Raw genomic sequence first — 15,916 nt, 5'->3', positions numbered from 1 at the left:
CTACAGGCAGTACTGGCTGGTGGGCAGCACGTCGATCCTGTCGAAATCGATGAAGCGGCTGCAGCTGTCCATCATCGCGGCCAGGTTGCGCTGGAATTTCGCTTCGTCGCCCACCGCATCGAAAAAGGCCATGGGGTCGGTCATGGCCGCTGGCGGAAAACATTCCTCGACTATGGCATCGATCCGTGGGGCACCATGCGTCAGTGCCGACACCACCAGGTTTTGCACGTACTGGAAGTTGGCTTGCGTGTCCACGGCCACCGTCGTGTGATGGTTGCGCCAGATGTCCAGCCAGGCCTCGGGGGTCAGGCGTGGAGGGCGGGTCAGCAGGGCCAGTTGGGCAAAGCCGTGGGTACGCTCACCGGGCGTTGCAGGGAAGCGAGTATTGGCGATGGCGACCGACTCGCAGACCAGGTAGGCGGCCATGCGCGCCGTTGCCGCGCTGATCAAGTGGTCGAAAGGGCGACGAGCCGGCCCGTTGGCACTGTCCAGCCACAGCGACAGGCTGCCATCGGGCAATGGCCGGTTGTTTTCCTGGCGCAGGCCGGCTGCAGGCAGAACATCGGCATCGGCCAGGTTCAATTGCACACCACGGGCACCGAGTGCCTGCAATTGCCCGGCGACCTCACTGCGCAGGTGATGGGCGAAGGTATCAGGACTGACTTGAGTATCACGCCACAGCAGATAGATGACTTTTTCCATAGCTATCAAACTCCTCGTTGCGGTTGATGGATGGAGCAGCGGTCGTGCTGCCGGGTCCATCCGGATGACCGAAAATCCCTGGCGTCATAGTCATTCAAGGTCCGCGCCGGGTAATACCTCAAACAGACTATTGACCCGCAATATGAGGGCAATGGCTGCGCCGCTCGACGCCGGGCAGCCCTGGAGAACAGCAGCTAAGCTTTCCTGCGCTGGGGCGGCAGTGGAAGTGTTGCCTTGGGATGGTCCATGTCTGGCAAGGGAGCCCCCCGCCATGAGTGCCGAACAGCGTCATTACAGTCCACCAACCCTCCTGGTGGTCGATGACACGCCCGATAACCTGATGCTGATGACTGATCTGCTCAAGGATCGCTACCGGGTCAAGGCCGCCAATAGCGGTGAAAAGGCTTTGCGCGTACTACAGGGCGACACACTCCCGGACCTGATCCTGCTTGACGTGATGATGCCCGGGCTGTCCGGCCATGAAGTGGCGCAGCAGCTCAAGCGCGACCCGCGTACCCGCGATATTCCGATCATCTTTCTGACGGCCATGGCCGCGACCGAAGATGAGATCCATGGCCTGGAACTGGGCGCTGTCGACTACATCACCAAACCGATCAGGCCGGCGCTGGTCCTGGCGCGGGTGGATACCCAGCTCAAGCTCAAGGCGGCGCAAGACTTCCTGCGTGATCACAACGACTATCTGGAGCGGGAAGTGGAGCGCCGGACCCGCGAGGTGATTGCGATCCAGGATGTGGCCATCCAGGCCATGGCTTCACTGGCCGAGACTCGCGATAACGAAACCGGCAACCATATCCGGCGGACCCAGCATTACATCAAGGTGCTGGCCGAGCATCTGCGTGATCATCCGCGTTTCAGTCATTTTCTCACCGAGGACACCATCGCGTTGCTGTTCAAGTCGGCGCCGCTGCACGACATCGGCAAGATCGGCATTCCCGACCATATCCTCCTCAAGCCGGGACGCTATACCGAGGAAGAATTCGAGATCATGAAGACTCATACAACGCTGGGACGCGACGCCATCCAGCATGCCGAGGATCAACTCGGCATTCGCGCCGAGTTCCTCAGCCTGGCCAAGGAGATTGCCTACAGTCACCAGGAAAAATGGGACGGCAGTGGGTATCCGCAGGGGCTGGCGGGTGACGACATCCCCGTCAGCGCCCGGTTGATGGCGGTGGCTGACGTCTATGACGCGTTGATCAGCCGTCGGGTCTATAAAGCGGGGATGCCCCACGCGCAGGCCGTCGAGATTATTCGTCAGGGGCGAGGCACGCACTTCGACCCGGACATCTGCGATGCCTTCCTGGTCTGCGTTGAACAGTTCCAGACCATTGCCGAGCGCTTCGCCGATACCGAACAGGACATGGCCGGCCAGCGGGCTGCCCTGGAGCGTATCGGCCAGACTCCGTGAACCCGTTACTGCCCTATATCAGTGTTTTCATCAGGTCCACGAGGACAGGTCATGGCCGGATTGCGCACCCTGCTTGAGCGCCTCGCGCTGCGTCACAAACTGATCCTGGGTTTTGCAGCGCTGCTGCTGTTGGTGCTGGTGCTCGGCGTGCAAAGCCTGCGCACCCAGCAATCGCTGAAGCAGGACATGCAGAACCTCTACCTGCAGGAACTGGTCGGCATGGAGCACTTGCAGGAAGCCCGTGTGCAATTGCCCCATATGATGCAAGCACTGCAACGTGCGGTGGGCACCGACAGCGCGCAGATTCGCGTCGAATCCCTGCAGCAACTGCATGAAATCCGCGAAGGCCTGCAGCAGGCTGTGGCCCACGCCAAAGTGACCCTCAGGCGTGCGGAGAATCTGGCGCGTCTCTCCGAGTTCGACCTGCTGCAGCAACAGTTGCAGCGTTATAGCGACCAAGCCTTTGTATTGATCGACCAGGGCCAGCAGAGTAGGGCGTTGTTGCTGCTCAATAGCAGTGAGTTCCAGCAACTTGCCCAACAGGCCGACAGCCTTTTGTACGCGATCGCCCAGATCAAGGAAGCCTCGATTCGCGACACGGCCAAGGACATTGCCGAGTTTGCCGAACACAGCACCATGCTGACTTACGTACTGTTGTTCGGTGGCTTGTCGCTGGCGTTGCTGTTGTCCTGGGTCGTCAGCCAGTCGATCCGCAATCCGCTCAACCGGGTGCGAGTGGCGGTAGACCACTTGGCCGCCGGGCAGCTCGATCAACCGATTCCCCACACCGACATGAACAACGAAACCGGCGATCTGGCGCGGGCCATCGCCAAACTGCAGACCGAGTCCCAACAACTTGAGCGTCAGCGCTGGATCAAGGCGCATACCGCCCAATTGCAGGTCGATCTGCAGCAGGCAGAAACCCCAGCCGAACTGGCGCAGGTGTTCCTGCAATGCATGGCCAGCCTGCACGGAATCTGCCAGGGGGTGCTGTACAGCGCACAGGAGGACGCCGGTACACTGCTGCTGATGGGCCGCTATGCCACCGATTCCGAGCGGCCACCCGAGGCACAAGTCATGTTCGGCGATGGCCTGTTGGGGCAGTGTGCGGTGGATCGTCTGCCGCGTCAGTTTCAGGCGATGCCGGAGCAATACTGGCGTTTGCGCTCACCGCTTGGCGAGGTCCCGGCCCGTTGCCTGCTGCTGCAACCCATTGTGCGTGGCGAGCGGCTGCTGGGCGTGCTCGAACTGGCTGGCCTGGAGCCATTGGGCGAGCGTGAATTGTTGCTGTTGCAGGAAGCCACCCCACGCCTGGCCGCGGCCATGGCGATTCTGGAGCGCAATCAGGCGGTCAAGACCCTGCTGGCAGAAACCCGGCGTCAGGCCAATGAAATGGCGGAACAGGCGCTGCAACTGGAGCAGCAGGCGCAGGCACTGGAAACCCAGCAATCGGCGTTGCGTGCCACCGAGGCCTGGTATCGCGGGATTATCGAAGCGGCGCCGGACGGCATGCTGGTGGTGGATGCCGAAGGGCAGATCCTGCGCACCAATCGCCAACTGGATCAGCTGTTCGGCTATAGCGCCGGTGAGTTGCTCGGCGAGTCCATCGATCGTTTGGTGCCGTTGGCCAGTCGCGGGCGCCACGAGGCGCTGCGCAAGGGCTTCACGGCCCACGGCGCCACTCGCCAGATGGGGGCCAACCTGGACGACCTGCAAGGCGTGCGCAAAGACGGAAGTCTGTTCTCGGCAGAGATCAGCCTGTCGCATTTGCCGAGCCTGGAAGGGGGCGGCGTCTGCGTGTGCGCTTCGGTGCGCGACGTGAGTGAACGCCGTCATCTGCAGGCGGCACTCAAGGCCAGCGAGGCACAGTTGCGCGCGGTACTCGACAGCAGCCCGGTGGCCATGGTGATCAGGGACGTCGATGGCCGCCCGACCTACTGTAATCCGCAGTTCGACAGTTTGTTCGGGACTCGTCTGGCTGAACTCGAAGGCACGGATACGGCGCCGTTCTGGGTCGACCCGCAGGCACACCAGCGCTTTCTCGCAGCGGCAGCGCAAGGTCCAGTGCTGAACTTCGAGACCACCCTGCAGCGCGCTGGAGGCGAACGCGTCGACGTATTGGTTTCGGCCATCACGATGACGCTGGGGGAGCGGGGCATGGGGGCCAATTGGTACTTTGATATCACCGACCGCAAGACCGCCGAGGCTGAGGTGCAGCGCGCACGCGAGGCCGCAGAAGAGGCGACCCGGGCCAAGAGCAACTTCCTGGCCACCATGAGCCACGAGATCCGCACACCGATGAACGCCATCATCGGCATGAGCTACCTGGCATTGCGCACCGAACTCGACCACCGCCAGCGCAACTACATCGAAAAGGTCCATCGCTCGGCGGAATACCTGTTGGTGATCATCAACGACATCCTCGACTTCTCCAGGATCGAAGCCGGCAAGATGCACCTGGAGCACATTCCCTTCCACCTTGAGGCCGTTCTCGACGGCTTTGCCAGCATGATTGGCCTGAAAGCCGAGGACAAAGGCCTGGAATTGCTGTTCAGCACCGATGCCGAGCTGCCGACCGCCTTGATCGGCGACCCGTTGCGCCTTGGCCAGGTTCTGATCAACCTGGGCAACAATGCGACCAAGTTCACCGAGCAGGGCGAGATCGTGCTCGGTGTAGAGCAGCGAGGCGCAGCAGGAGAGCAGGCGCAGCTGCATTTCTGGGTACGTGACACTGGCATCGGCATGAGCGCCGAACAATGCTCGCGCCTGTTTCAACCCTTCAGCCAGGCCGATAGCACCACCACCCGCAAGTACGGTGGCACCGGATTGGGCCTGGCCATCTCCCGGCATCTGGTGGAATTGATGGGCGGGCACATTTGGGTAGAGAGCGAGCCGGGCCATGGTTCCACCTTTCATTTCGAGGTGAGCCTGGGCGTGCAGCGCGACAGCCATTTGCGGCGCATGGTGACCGCCGACGAATTGCTGGGCAGCCGTGTGTTGGTGGTCGATGACAACGCCAGCGCGCGCGAGATCCTGTCCAGCATGGCCCGCAGTTTTGGCGTGGAGGTGGACGTCGCGCAAAGTGGCCGGGCCGCACTGGCCATGCTGGTGGAGGCCGAGGCGAAGGTGCTGCCCTATGATCTGGTGCTGATGGATTGGCGCATGCCTGGCATGGACGGCGTGGAAACGGTGCGGCAGATGCAGGCCGCCAAGCTGGCGCAAACGCCGTCGGTGATCATGGTCACTGCGTTCGGTCGCGAGGAGGCCCGCGAGGAGGCCAGTCGGCACGGTATTCAATTGCCGGTGGTACTGACCAAACCGGTGACGCCGTCCACTTTGCTTGAGGCGCTGGGCTCGGTGCTCGGCAAGATCCCCCAGGCCGATACCCGGGTCAGTGAGCAATTCGGCCAGAGCGCCAGCGCCCTGGCCAGCCTGTGTGGCGCGCGACTGCTGTTGGTGGAAGACAATGAGCTGAACCGCGAGCTGGCCTGTGAACTGCTGGAGAGCGCCGGGATCGAGCTGTGCCTGGCCGTTCACGGCGCGCAAGCGCTCGAGCAACTGCAGCGTGACGCAGACTTCGATGGTGTGTTGATGGACTGCCAGATGCCGGTGATGGACGGTTATACCGCGACCCGCAAGATACGCGAGCAGCCACGCTGGGCGAATCTGCCGGTGATCGCCATGACTGCCGACGCCATGGCGGGGGACCGTGAGCGGGCGCTGGCCTGCGGCATGAACGACCACATCTGCAAACCCTTGAACGTCGACGACATGTTCACCACGTTGGCCAAGTGGATACATCCACGAGCTGACCGTGGCGCGATGTCGGCCGACGTTTCGCCGCTCACCACCGTGCCAGTGGCGAGCCTGCCAGCCAGCCTTCCCGGTATTGATTTGAAAGCCGGCCTGGGCACCTGCATGGGCAAGGTCGAGCTCTATCTGCGCTTGCTGCGCAAGTTTCGCTCCAGCCACCAGGCTTTTTGCGCCGAGTTCCTGGCTGCCCGAGGTCAAGGCGATCCTTCGGCGACGGTCAGGCTGGCCCATACCTTGCGCGGTACGGCGGGCAACATCGGTGCTGTTGAAGTGGCGAGTGCAGCCGGCGCGCTGGAGCAGGCGTGTCTGAACGATGGGGCGGGCGATGGGGTGGAGCAGGACCTGGCCGATCGGCTGGTGGAGGTCGAGCGTTGCCTGACACGGGTGCTGGAAGGCTTATCGGTGCTCGGCGAATCGACATCGTCCACAGACTCATCAAGCGCGCCACCGGGCAGCGAATGGCATGCGCAATTGGCCCACGTCCGGTCTCTGCTGGCCGAGAGCGACACCCAGGCGCTGACGGCCTTGCTCAAACTGCAGGGGCTGGCTTCAGACCCGCGGATGACCGAGCAGTTGCTTCGGGTTGTGCGGCAAGCGGAGTGTTTCGATTTCGATCAGGCGCTGGAGTTGCTTGAAAACCTGTCCTGATAATTAAATCGGTGGATCGGCCGCGTGGGCATACGCATCAGGCTGCCCTCCAGTGGGTAGGCGCGGCAATCGATATCGCCCACATCCCAGGCCAGCCCCGAGTCTTCGACGTCATCGCCGTTGAGCGTCAGGCCGAGCATGGCGCTGGGCAAGGAGCGCCCGCGTTGGTAAACGGTCAATAATTCCTCACGTTGCAGCAGCTCGCCGCGAGGCACGCCATTAGCGTCGAGAATGAACAGCTCGAACATTTCAATATCAGGGTTCTGCGCTCCTCAAGAACCTCGATTTAGGTTGACTGACTTCCTCAGGGCGTGAAGCTGACGGTCGCTTTAGCCTGCGTTCAGATTGAACAAACCGGCCTTTGTGTCAGCCCAAATCGGGGCATTGGTTATTATTTTATTCAAAAACCGACATGTGGGTGTCGGTGACAAATAAGTTGTCGTTTATAGATATCTCTCGCGTATGTGCTACGAATGTGCACAACGTTGATGAGCGCAGGCTCAAATTCAAGCGTTTTCCTTATGGCTCCCGCCCTGAAAACCCTCAGCATAGAGACATTGGGTGATGTCGTTTTTGGATCCACTCAAAGTTATGTAATTGGGTATGAGCTTTGCAGGTTGAATAGGAACAAACCCACCAACTTTTGGATGGGAGAATAAAAAGAGCCTTTGCCTGAGGCCATTCGCCTGCTTTGTGTGAGGAGATACCGCGATGACGTCGTTCAACTCCGGGGCCCAACCCCAGAACCGTGCGCCTCAATCCATCGGCTTTCTGCTGCTGGACAATTTCACGCTGATTTCTCTGGCGTCCGCTGTAGAACCGCTGCGGATGGCCAACCAGTTGTCCGGTCGCGAGCTGTATCGCTGGACCACCCTCACCGTTGATGGCGGCCAGGTCTGGGCCAGTGATGGCCTGCAAATCACCCCTGACGCCTCCATGCACAAAGCCCCGCCAATGGACACGATCATCGTTTGCGGTGGCGTCGGCATTCAGCGCACGGTTACCCGTGAACACGTGTCCTGGTTGCAAAGCCAAGCCCGTAAGGCCTGCCGCCTCGGCGCGGTGTGCACCGGCAGCTGGGCCCTGGCCTGCGCCGGCCTGCTCGATGGTTTCGATTGCAGCGTGCACTGGGAGTGCCTGGCGGCGATGCAGGAAGCTTTCCCGCGGATCGTAATGAGTACCCGTTTGTTCACCCTCGACCGTAACCGCTTCACCAGCTCCGGCGGCACCGCGCCGCTGGACATGATGCTGCACCTGATCAGCCGTGATCACGGGCGTGAACTGTCCGCCGCGATCTCGGAAATGTTTGTCTACGAGCGCATCCGCAACGAACAGGATCACCAGCGCGTGCCGCTCAAGCACATGCTCGGCACCAACCAGCCGAAGTTGCAGGAAATCGTCGCGCTGATGGAGGCCAACCTTGAAGAACCGATCGACCTTGACGAATTGGCGGTGTATGTCGACGTGTCCCGTCGTCAGCTGGAGCGGCTGTTCCAGAAGTACCTGCACTGCTCGCCGTCGCGTTACTACCTGAAACTGCGTCTGGTCCGTGCGCGCCAGTTGCTCAAGCAAACGCCGATGTCGATCATCGAAGTGGCTTCGATCTGTGGCTTCGTGTCCACGCCGCACTTCTCCAAGTGCTACCGCGAATACTTCGGTATCCCGCCGCGTGACGAGCGCGTCGGTTCCAATACCGCGCAGCAGGTGGCGATGATACCGCTGCCGCCAGCATTGGTGCTCTCGCCGTTGGCCGGTTCGATGTCAGCTTTGAGCCAGGCACGTAACGAGTCAACTTTTGCCAGCGTTCGTCTATAAATCTTCACCCCTATCCTGCGAAAGCGTAACGTTCGCAGGATAGGGGGGCGCTTCATTTTAGTGTTGCGCTGAGGCAGGATTTACTCGACGGCTTTAACCATGTCTTCGATGACCTTTTTAGCGTCGCCGAAGACCATCATGGTTTTGTCCAGGTAGAACAGTTCGTTGTCCAGGCCGGCGTAGCCGCTGGCCATCGAGCGCTTGTTGACGATGATGGTCTTGGCCTTGAACGCTTCGAGAATCGGCATGCCGGCAATCGGCGATTTCGGATCGTTCTTCGCGGCCGGGTTGACCACGTCGTTGGCGCCCAGCACCAGCACCACGTCGGCCTGGCCGAACTCGGAGTTGATGTCGTCCATCTCGAACACCTGGTCGTAAGGCACTTCGGCCTCGGCCAGCAACACGTTCATGTGGCCGGGCATACGACCGGCAACCGGGTGGATCGCATACTTCACGGTCACGCCGCGATGGGTCAGCTTCTCGGTCAGTTCCTTCAGCGCATGCTGTGCCCGCGCTACCGCCAGGCCATAGCCCGGCACGATGATCACGGTGTCGGCGTTGGTCAGCAGGAAGGTCGCGTCGTCGGCCGAACCGGATTTCACCGGACGGGCTTCTTTCGAACCCGCCGGGCCGGCCGCATCTGCCGTATTGCCGAAGCCACCGAGCAGCACATTAAAGAAGGAGCGGTTCATCGCCTTGCACATGATGTACGAGAGGATCGCACCGCTTGAGCCTACCAGCGAGCCGGCGATGATCAGCATCGAGTTGTTCAGCGAGAAGCCGATACCCGCCGCTGCCCAGCCGGAGTAGCTGTTGAGCATCGACACGACCACTGGCATGTCCGCGCCACCGATCGGGATGATGATCAGCACGCCGAGCACGAAGGCCAGGGCCAGCATCACGGCGAAAGCGGTGTAGTCACCGGTGAGCATGAAGGTCACGCCCAGGCCCAGGGTGGCCAGGCCCAGCAGCAGGTTCAGCTTGTGCTGGCCAGTGAACTGTACCGGTGCACCCTGGAACAGGCGGAACTTGTACTTGCCCGACAGCTTGCCGAACGCGATCACTGAACCGGAGAAGGTGATTGCACCGATGGCGGCACCGAGGAACAGTTCCAGGCGGTTACCGGCCGGGATCGCGTCACCGAGTTGCTTGACGATGCCCAGCGACTGCGGCTCGACCACGGCAGCCACGGCGATGAACACCGCTGCCAGGCCGATCATGCTGTGCATGAAGGCGACCAGTTCGGGCATCTTGGTCATTTCAACGCGTTTGGCCATGATCGAACCGGCGGTGCCGCCGATCAGCAGGCCGACGATCACGTAGACGATACCGTCTTGCGCCAGCTCGGTACCGAGCTTGTAGATCAGGCCGACCGTGGTGAGGATCGCCAGGCCCATGCCGAGCATGCCGAACAGGTTGCCGCGACGCGAGGTGGTGGGGTGCGAGAGACCCTTGAGCGCCTGGATGAAGCAGACCGAGGCGATCAAATACAGGGAAGTAACCAGGTTCATGCTCATGCTTGCTGCACCTCGGCCTTGACTGCTTCGGCCTTGGCAGCCGGCGATTTGGCCGCTTTTTTCTTGAACATTTCCAGCATGCGCCGGGTCACCAGGAAGCCACCAAACACGTTGACCGCGGCCAGGGCCACGGCCAGGGTGCCCATGGTCTTGCCCAGCGGGGTCACGGTGAGGGCGGCGGCGAGCATGGCACCGACGATCACGATGGCCGAGATGGCGTTGGTGACCGCCATCAGTGGCGTGTGCAGTGCAGGTGTCACGTTCCAGACCACGTGGTACCCGACATAGATCGCCAGCACGAAGATGATCAGGTTGTAGATACCGTCAGAGATCAGCATGTCTTCCATTGTTTTTATCCTCAGCCGTTCTTGCGCACGATCTGGCCGTCGCGGCACATCAGGCACGCGGCGACGATATCGTCTTCAAGGTTGATCACCAGTTGTCCTTCTTTATCGAACAACAGTTTCATGAAGTCCAGCAGGTTGCGGGCGTACAGCGCCGAAGCGTCAGCCGCCACGGCACTGGCCAGGTTGGTCGGGCCAACGATGGTCACGCCGTTTTCGACGACCACCTGATCGGCCACGGTCAGCGGGCAGTTGCCGCCCTGGGCTGCCGCGAGATCGATGACCACCGAACCCGGTTTCATCTGGGCCACGGTTTGCGCGCTCAACAGGGTTGGTGCCTTGCGGCCGGGAATCAGCGCGGTGGTGATAACGATGTCAGCCTGCTTGGCGCGTTCGTGCACCGCGGCGGCCTGGCGCTGCATCCAGCTGGCCGGCATCGGACGGGCGTAACCGCCGACACCGACGGCGCATTCACGCTCTTCGTCGGTCTCGTAAGGCACGTCGACGAACTTGGCGCCGAGGGATTCGATCTGCTCTTTTACCGCAGGACGCACGTCAGACGCTTCGATCACCGCCCCCAGGCGTTTCGCGGTAGCGATGGCCTGCAAACCGGCCACGCCGGCACCGAGGATTAGCACGCGCGCCGCTTTCACGGTGCCTGCAGCGGTCATCAACATCGGCATGAAGCGCGGATAGTAGTGAGCGGCCAGCAACACAGCCTTGTAACCGGCGATGTTGGCTTGCGACGACAGTACGTCCAGGCTCTGAGCGCGGGAGGTACGAGGCGCGGCTTCCAGGGCAAAGGCGGTAATCCCGCATTCGGCCATTTTGGCGATGGTTTCATTGCTGAACGGATTGAGCATGCCCACCACTATGGTGCCGCTCTTGATCAGTGCGAGCTCACTGTCGCTGGGGGCGACGACTTTGAGAATCAGCTCTGCACCAAACGCATCGTTGGCGCTGCCAATGCTTGCGCCTGCCGCTTCATAGGCACTGTCGACAACGCTGGCATTAATACCGGCGCCGCTTTGTACAGTGACCTTATGGCCCTGGCCGATCAGCTTCTTGATGGTTTCCGGGGTTGCAGCAACCCGTGTTTCACCGGTCTGGGTTTCGAGAGGAACACCAATGTGCACGTCAAATCTCCTGCGTGATCTTATTGAGTAAACCCATGCACTACGGATGAATGGGGACGGCAGGGACGGCCGATCAACATGATTCCGCCAAGTCAGAACGATCAATCATCCGAACACTGGCAAAAGTCGATTCGTTTCGTGCCTGGTCGAGCGCTGTCAGCGGTCTGGTCGATGATTGCTGCGTAGTCGCAAGCGTTGCAGGTTTGCGACTCAATTCAGAGCTGGAACGTTCGTCGCTTGGTGGAACACCAAAGTACTCGCGATAGCATTTGGAAAAGTGTGGTGTGGACACGAAACCGCACACATACGCCAACTCTATGATCGACAATGATGTTTGCTTAAGCAGTTGTCGCGCTCGAATAAGACGTAACCTTAGGTAGTAGCGTGACGGCGTACAATGAAGGTATTTCTGAAATAGTCGTTCTAGCTGTCGACGTGACAGATCAACGTATTCTGCAAGGTTATCCAGGTCGATCGGTTCCTCGAGATTGGCCTCCATCAACGCGACGATCTCCTGCAGCTTAGGCTGATGAGTTCCCAGCACATGCCTGAGCGGAACGCGCTGATGGTCCTGTTCGTTGCGTATGCGCTCGTAAACAAACATCTCAGAGATGGCAGCGGATAATTCACGACCATGATCGCGACCGATCAGGTGCAACATCATGTCCAGCGGCGCTGTTCCCCCGGAGCTTGTGAAGCGGTTTCGGTCGAGGGTGAAGAGACTCGCGCTGATGCTGACTCGCGGGAAAGCTTCCTGCATGGCGGCCAAAAATTCCCAATGCACGCTGCACTCGTAGCCATCGAGCAGCCCGGCTTTTGCGAGCGCCCAGCTACCGGTGCACACACCTCCCAACCGTCTGGATTGACGCGCCAGGGCTTGCAGCCAGGTAATGTGCTCGCGGGTAATCACGCTCTGGACTCCAACACCACCGCACACGATTACAGTGTCCGCCACTAATGGATTGTTCCACGAAGCATCCGGAGTGATCGGCACACCGTCACTGGCCCAGACAGGCTCTCCATCGGGGCTGAACGTATGCCAGCGATATAGCTCTCGCCCCGACAACTGATTGGCCATGCGCAGTGGCTCTACTGCGGACGCCAGGGAAATCAGTGTGAATTTGTCCAACAGCAGAAAACCAACGGATTGAGTCGTACCGTCGGACACGGTGGAGTTCGATGACATCGTGGTCATGTCCTCACAAAGAGCGATTACGGCCTGAGACACAGGAGCTTGTAATACCCCCCAGCCTCGGCATAGGGAGTATCAGGTTCGGCGCAAGTACCTCCTTGGTTTTATCCCACCGACGTCGCCCTTGCATCCCGCGCAGGCTGACGCGATGTCACAAGACCAATAAAGGAAATCGCCAGCGCCAGGCCAATGGTCGAGCTCACTTCGGTACGGTGCTCTGGGGTGATCATCATGACCGCCAACGCTGCGCCAATGAACGCGATCACCAGCCATGTGAGCCACGGGAATAGCCACATACGAAAGGTCAGTTCGACATTCTGCCGACGTAGCATCCGGCGCATGCGCAGCTGCGACACTGCAATGGCCAGGTACACCAGCAAGGCAATCGCGCCGGAGCTGGCCAGCAGGAAGTCAAACAGCCCGGCGGGCATGAAGTAGCTCCACACGGTGATCGCTGCGCCCAGCACGGTACTGGCGATGACTGCTGCCCGTGGCACGCCTTCGGAGGAGGTCGCCTTCAGCGCCTTCGGCGCATCGCCACGACGGCCCAGCGAGTACAGCATGCGCGAGGCAATGTAGATCGAGGAATTCATGCAACTGGCCACGGCGATCAGCACCACCACGTCCACCATGAACTTGGCGTGGGGAATGTTCATGATTTCCAGTGCCCGCTGGTAGGAACCTACCTGGGCCAGTAGCGGATCGTTCCAGGGCACCACGGAGATGACCACGAAAATCGACAACAGGTAGAACACGCCTATGCGCCAAATCACCGAACGCGTGGCTTTGGCAATATTCTGCGACGGGTTGTCGGATTCGGCGGCGGCGATGGTGACCGCTTCAGTACCAATGAAGCTGAACATGATGGTGATGAAAGCGCCGACTACCGCCGACAGGCCGTTGGGGGCAAATCCGCCATGCTCGGCCATCAGTCCGCTCAATCCGCTGACTTCCCGATCGGGAACCCAGCCCATCAGCACGGCAAAACCCACGCCGATGAAACCGATGATCGCCACCACCTTGGCCATGGCGAACCAGAACTCGAATTCACCGTACTTGGAGACACTGAACAAATTGGTGATCACCAACGCAATGATCGACACCAGGGCGAACAGCCAGGCATCGATCTGGGGAAACCATTGGTTCAACACATGGCCGGCCGCCAGTGCCTCGATGGGAATCACCAGCACCCAGAACCACCAGTACAGCCAACCGATGGTGAAGCCTGCCCAACGTCCGATAGCCTGGTCGGCATAGGTGGAGAACGAGCCAGTGTCCGGGTTGGCCACCGCCATTTCACCGAGCATGCGCATGACCAGAACGACGAGCAGGCCTGAGAATAGGTACGCCAGTAGGACTGCTGGGCCAGCAGCTGCAATGGCATGTCCTGAGCCAACGAATAAACCGGCGCCGATAATCCCGGCGATAGACAGCATTGTTACGTGACGAGGCTTGAAGCCCTGCGCCAATTGGCCACTCGAATCCTTGGAGTTCGGGCTAATCATTGGTTTTTTTTTCTCTGCTGATCGACATTTAAGCGAATTGATAGGGGCAACAGATCATCATTGTTGCCTGCTGGGCTTCCTGAAAGTGGCACCCTTCAAACGCTGCAGTTCTTATCAAACCCATCTTCGTGATGTGGTTATTTCGATGAAAAGATGCGCCACCTTACCCGGCTTGTCCGACGTTTCAGTTACCTGTTCGCGTCGCCTTCTTGTCTGATATCGACACATGCAAATTTAGCGTTCACGGTGAATACCAATCGGTCATGAAATGGCCAGGCGCAATCATTTTGTTTTGTTGAGGAATCTGCTAGAGCAGCAACGGATGGGGATAGCTTGGAAGGTTTAAGCGGGCGAGAAGGTTTCGGGACTAGGGCCGCGAGATCTCTCTGGGACGAGCGGATTGGATGATTACTGCCTGTCGCGACCGGTTGAAAACGACCCTTTGCAGACATTCATAACAATTAAGCTAAAAGGCCGGCTTTAGCCGGTCGCGGTGAACGACGCGAACGATTTGAACGCATTGTCAGGCGTATTCAACGGAATGTTCCATTTAAAAATTTTCTGCCTCGGGTGCACGGAAGGCCTTACTGTAGTAGCCGGACTGGTCGAAACAGCAAACCTGCTTCTTGCCGGATGCAAGCATATCGCAGGCATCACCCATTCGTTTTGCGCGCGTCTTAAGTTGCTTGGCTGAAGTAATCCAGTGTATCCAGTCTACTCGTGCGATGGTCGTCGTATTGTTCCAAACTTTACGAGCCTCAGGAGTGGCTGCCAGTGCCTCCTGAAAATCTGGCGGGATGTCAGGCTCGGGTTCCTTTTTCACAGGGATTAGCTCTAGTGTAACGATATCCCCAACGGCCGCGCCTGCGGCTTCGAGTAACTCTCTACTTACCTGCAGCCAATGGCTCAACTGACCATCCGGCTCAAGGGTTGCCTGGAATTGGTGCCCATTGATTGTGCCTTCAACTGTCGTCCTTCCTCGCCTCGGAAGCTGTTCACTTGCGTCTCTTGGCAGTACTACGAACGCCCACGACGTATCATTACCAGGCTTTGCCGGACGAAGAAGCTTTGCTTCGAATCGGGATTTCACATCGATTGTTGTCATTGCAACTCCTCCAACTAATACGCCTAACTACTATTTGGCGACATCACTCAGGCAAATGCAGCCTCTACAAACGCCTCTAGCGCCTTGTCTTCCAGGATTTCGATAGAGAAGTGCCCGAAGCGCTTGGGCAACCAGATAATGCGTGTCCCGGACGGGGATTGCAGGTTCGCGCGGGCCATTGGCTTTCCGTTTTCGTCTTCTGGCTGAACACCGGCGACCATCAGTTCGTCATAGGCCTTCTCGATGTCCGGCGTCGAATAGCAGTGGCGATAAATCATCCCTTCGCCCGAGGCGTCCAATAGCTCCCTCAGGTTCCCTGCCAACGGCTGTACCAACATGAAACGCTCTTGACCGATCAGCGCAATCGCGTAGCGCACATGCAGACCACCTCGTTCCCAGACGAGCGTTTTGGAGATCCTGGCATTAAGTATCTGTGCGTAGTAAGCACAGGCTTCGTCGAGATCCTTGACCAGTACATCGATGTGACTGAACTTCAGTTCCATTACATGCCTCCTGCTGCCCCGGCGTCCTATTGCCCCATGGATGAGAAATGGGTACTGATCTCGAGATTGCTCAATCACAGACCGAGGCCAGCATGCCATTAACCACTCTCTTGCGTTGCGATGATCTTGTCGACACCGGCAATTACTACCGTAAAACGCATGGTTTCACAGTGGCTGACCTCGATGTTCACCTTGAATGAAGCGATT

At 59.4% G+C, this 15,916-nt stretch carries 12 protein-coding genes and 1 pseudogene; 4 read left to right on the top strand and 9 right to left on the bottom strand.

All coding sequences use genetic code 11. The annotated features are described in order from the left end of the window. Positions 1 to 702 (bottom strand): EthD domain-containing protein, encoded by a 702-nt coding sequence (locus AC3IT9_RS16380; RefSeq protein WP_489270381.1) that lies wholly within the window; start codon positions 700 to 702, stop codon positions 1 to 3. 271 nt (positions 703 to 973) lie between these two features. On the opposite strand from AC3IT9_RS16380, the gene AC3IT9_RS16375 reads away from it, so the two are divergent. After that, a complete protein-coding gene (locus AC3IT9_RS16375; RefSeq protein ID WP_353740909.1) occupies positions 974 to 2,131 on the top strand; it encodes a response regulator in 1,158 nt (385 codons plus the stop codon). A gap of 51 nt (positions 2,132 to 2,182) precedes the next feature. Then, the gene (locus AC3IT9_RS16370; protein WP_489270380.1) at positions 2,183 to 6,592 is read left to right on the top strand and encodes a response regulator; all 4,410 of its coding nucleotides are present in this window, start codon (positions 2,183 to 2,185) and stop codon (positions 6,590 to 6,592) included. Between the two features lie 14 nt (positions 6,593 to 6,606). Here AC3IT9_RS16370 and AC3IT9_RS16365 read toward each other — a convergent pair. After that, a pseudogene (locus AC3IT9_RS16365) lies at positions 6,607 to 6,840 on the bottom strand (glutamine synthetase family protein); the annotation flags it as partial. A 463-nt stretch (positions 6,841 to 7,303) separates the two neighbouring features. On the opposite strand from AC3IT9_RS16365, the gene gbdR (AC3IT9_RS16360) reads away from it, so the two are divergent. After that, entirely contained in the window at positions 7,304 to 8,407 is a 1,104-nt protein-coding gene (gene gbdR, locus AC3IT9_RS16360) for a choline metabolism transcriptional regulator GbdR (protein WP_150754866.1), read from the top strand. Positions 8,408 to 8,487: 80 nt separating this feature from the next. On the opposite strand, the gene AC3IT9_RS16355 is transcribed toward gbdR (AC3IT9_RS16360), so the two are convergent. The 7 genes from AC3IT9_RS16355 to AC3IT9_RS16325 all read right to left on the bottom strand — a co-directional run bounded on the left by AC3IT9_RS16355 (position 8,488) and on the right by AC3IT9_RS16325 (position 15,709). After that, on the bottom strand, positions 8,488 to 9,924 hold the full coding sequence (locus tag AC3IT9_RS16355) for an NAD(P)(+) transhydrogenase (Re/Si-specific) subunit beta (protein WP_489270378.1): 1,437 nt from the start codon (positions 9,922 to 9,924) through the stop codon (positions 8,488 to 8,490). Beyond that, entirely contained in the window at positions 9,921 to 10,271 is a 351-nt protein-coding gene (locus AC3IT9_RS16350; RefSeq protein WP_489270377.1) for an NAD(P) transhydrogenase subunit alpha part 2, read from the bottom strand. The genes AC3IT9_RS16355 and AC3IT9_RS16350 overlap by 4 nt, the downstream gene beginning before the upstream one ends. Before the next feature lie 11 nt (positions 10,272 to 10,282). Beyond that, the gene (locus AC3IT9_RS16345; protein ID WP_353741809.1) at positions 10,283 to 11,404 is read right to left on the bottom strand and encodes a Re/Si-specific NAD(P)(+) transhydrogenase subunit alpha; all 1,122 of its coding nucleotides are present in this window, start codon (positions 11,402 to 11,404) and stop codon (positions 10,283 to 10,285) included. Positions 11,405 to 11,477: 73 nt separating this feature from the next. Further along, positions 11,478 to 12,590 (bottom strand): choline metabolism transcriptional regulator GbdR, encoded by a 1,113-nt coding sequence (gene gbdR, locus AC3IT9_RS16340; RefSeq protein ID WP_489270376.1) that lies wholly within the window; start codon positions 12,588 to 12,590, stop codon positions 11,478 to 11,480. A gap of 110 nt (positions 12,591 to 12,700) precedes the next feature. After that, entirely contained in the window at positions 12,701 to 14,101 is a 1,401-nt protein-coding gene (gene gabP / locus AC3IT9_RS16335) for a GABA permease (protein ID WP_150723574.1), read from the bottom strand. A gap of 550 nt (positions 14,102 to 14,651) precedes the next feature. Beyond that, positions 14,652 to 15,206 carry a YdeI/OmpD-associated family protein gene (locus tag AC3IT9_RS16330; protein WP_150723575.1) on the bottom strand — a complete coding sequence of 185 codons (555 nt, stop codon included), beginning with the start codon at positions 15,204 to 15,206 and terminating at the stop codon, positions 14,652 to 14,654. A 47-nt stretch (positions 15,207 to 15,253) separates the two neighbouring features. Continuing rightward, a complete protein-coding gene (locus tag AC3IT9_RS16325; protein WP_150723576.1) occupies positions 15,254 to 15,709 on the bottom strand; it encodes a VOC family protein in 456 nt (151 codons plus the stop codon). Between the two features lie 47 nt (positions 15,710 to 15,756). Between AC3IT9_RS16325 and AC3IT9_RS16320 the strand changes: the two genes are divergently transcribed. Then, a complete protein-coding gene (locus tag AC3IT9_RS16320) occupies positions 15,757 to 15,909 on the top strand; it encodes a hypothetical protein (RefSeq protein ID WP_191627987.1) in 153 nt (50 codons plus the stop codon). The last annotated feature ends 7 nt before the right edge of the window (positions 15,910 to 15,916 follow it).

The sequence above is a fragment of the Pseudomonas sp. KH_046_1 genome (genome assembly GCF_057839025.1).
This window is presented reverse-complemented; position numbering and strand designations above follow the sequence as displayed.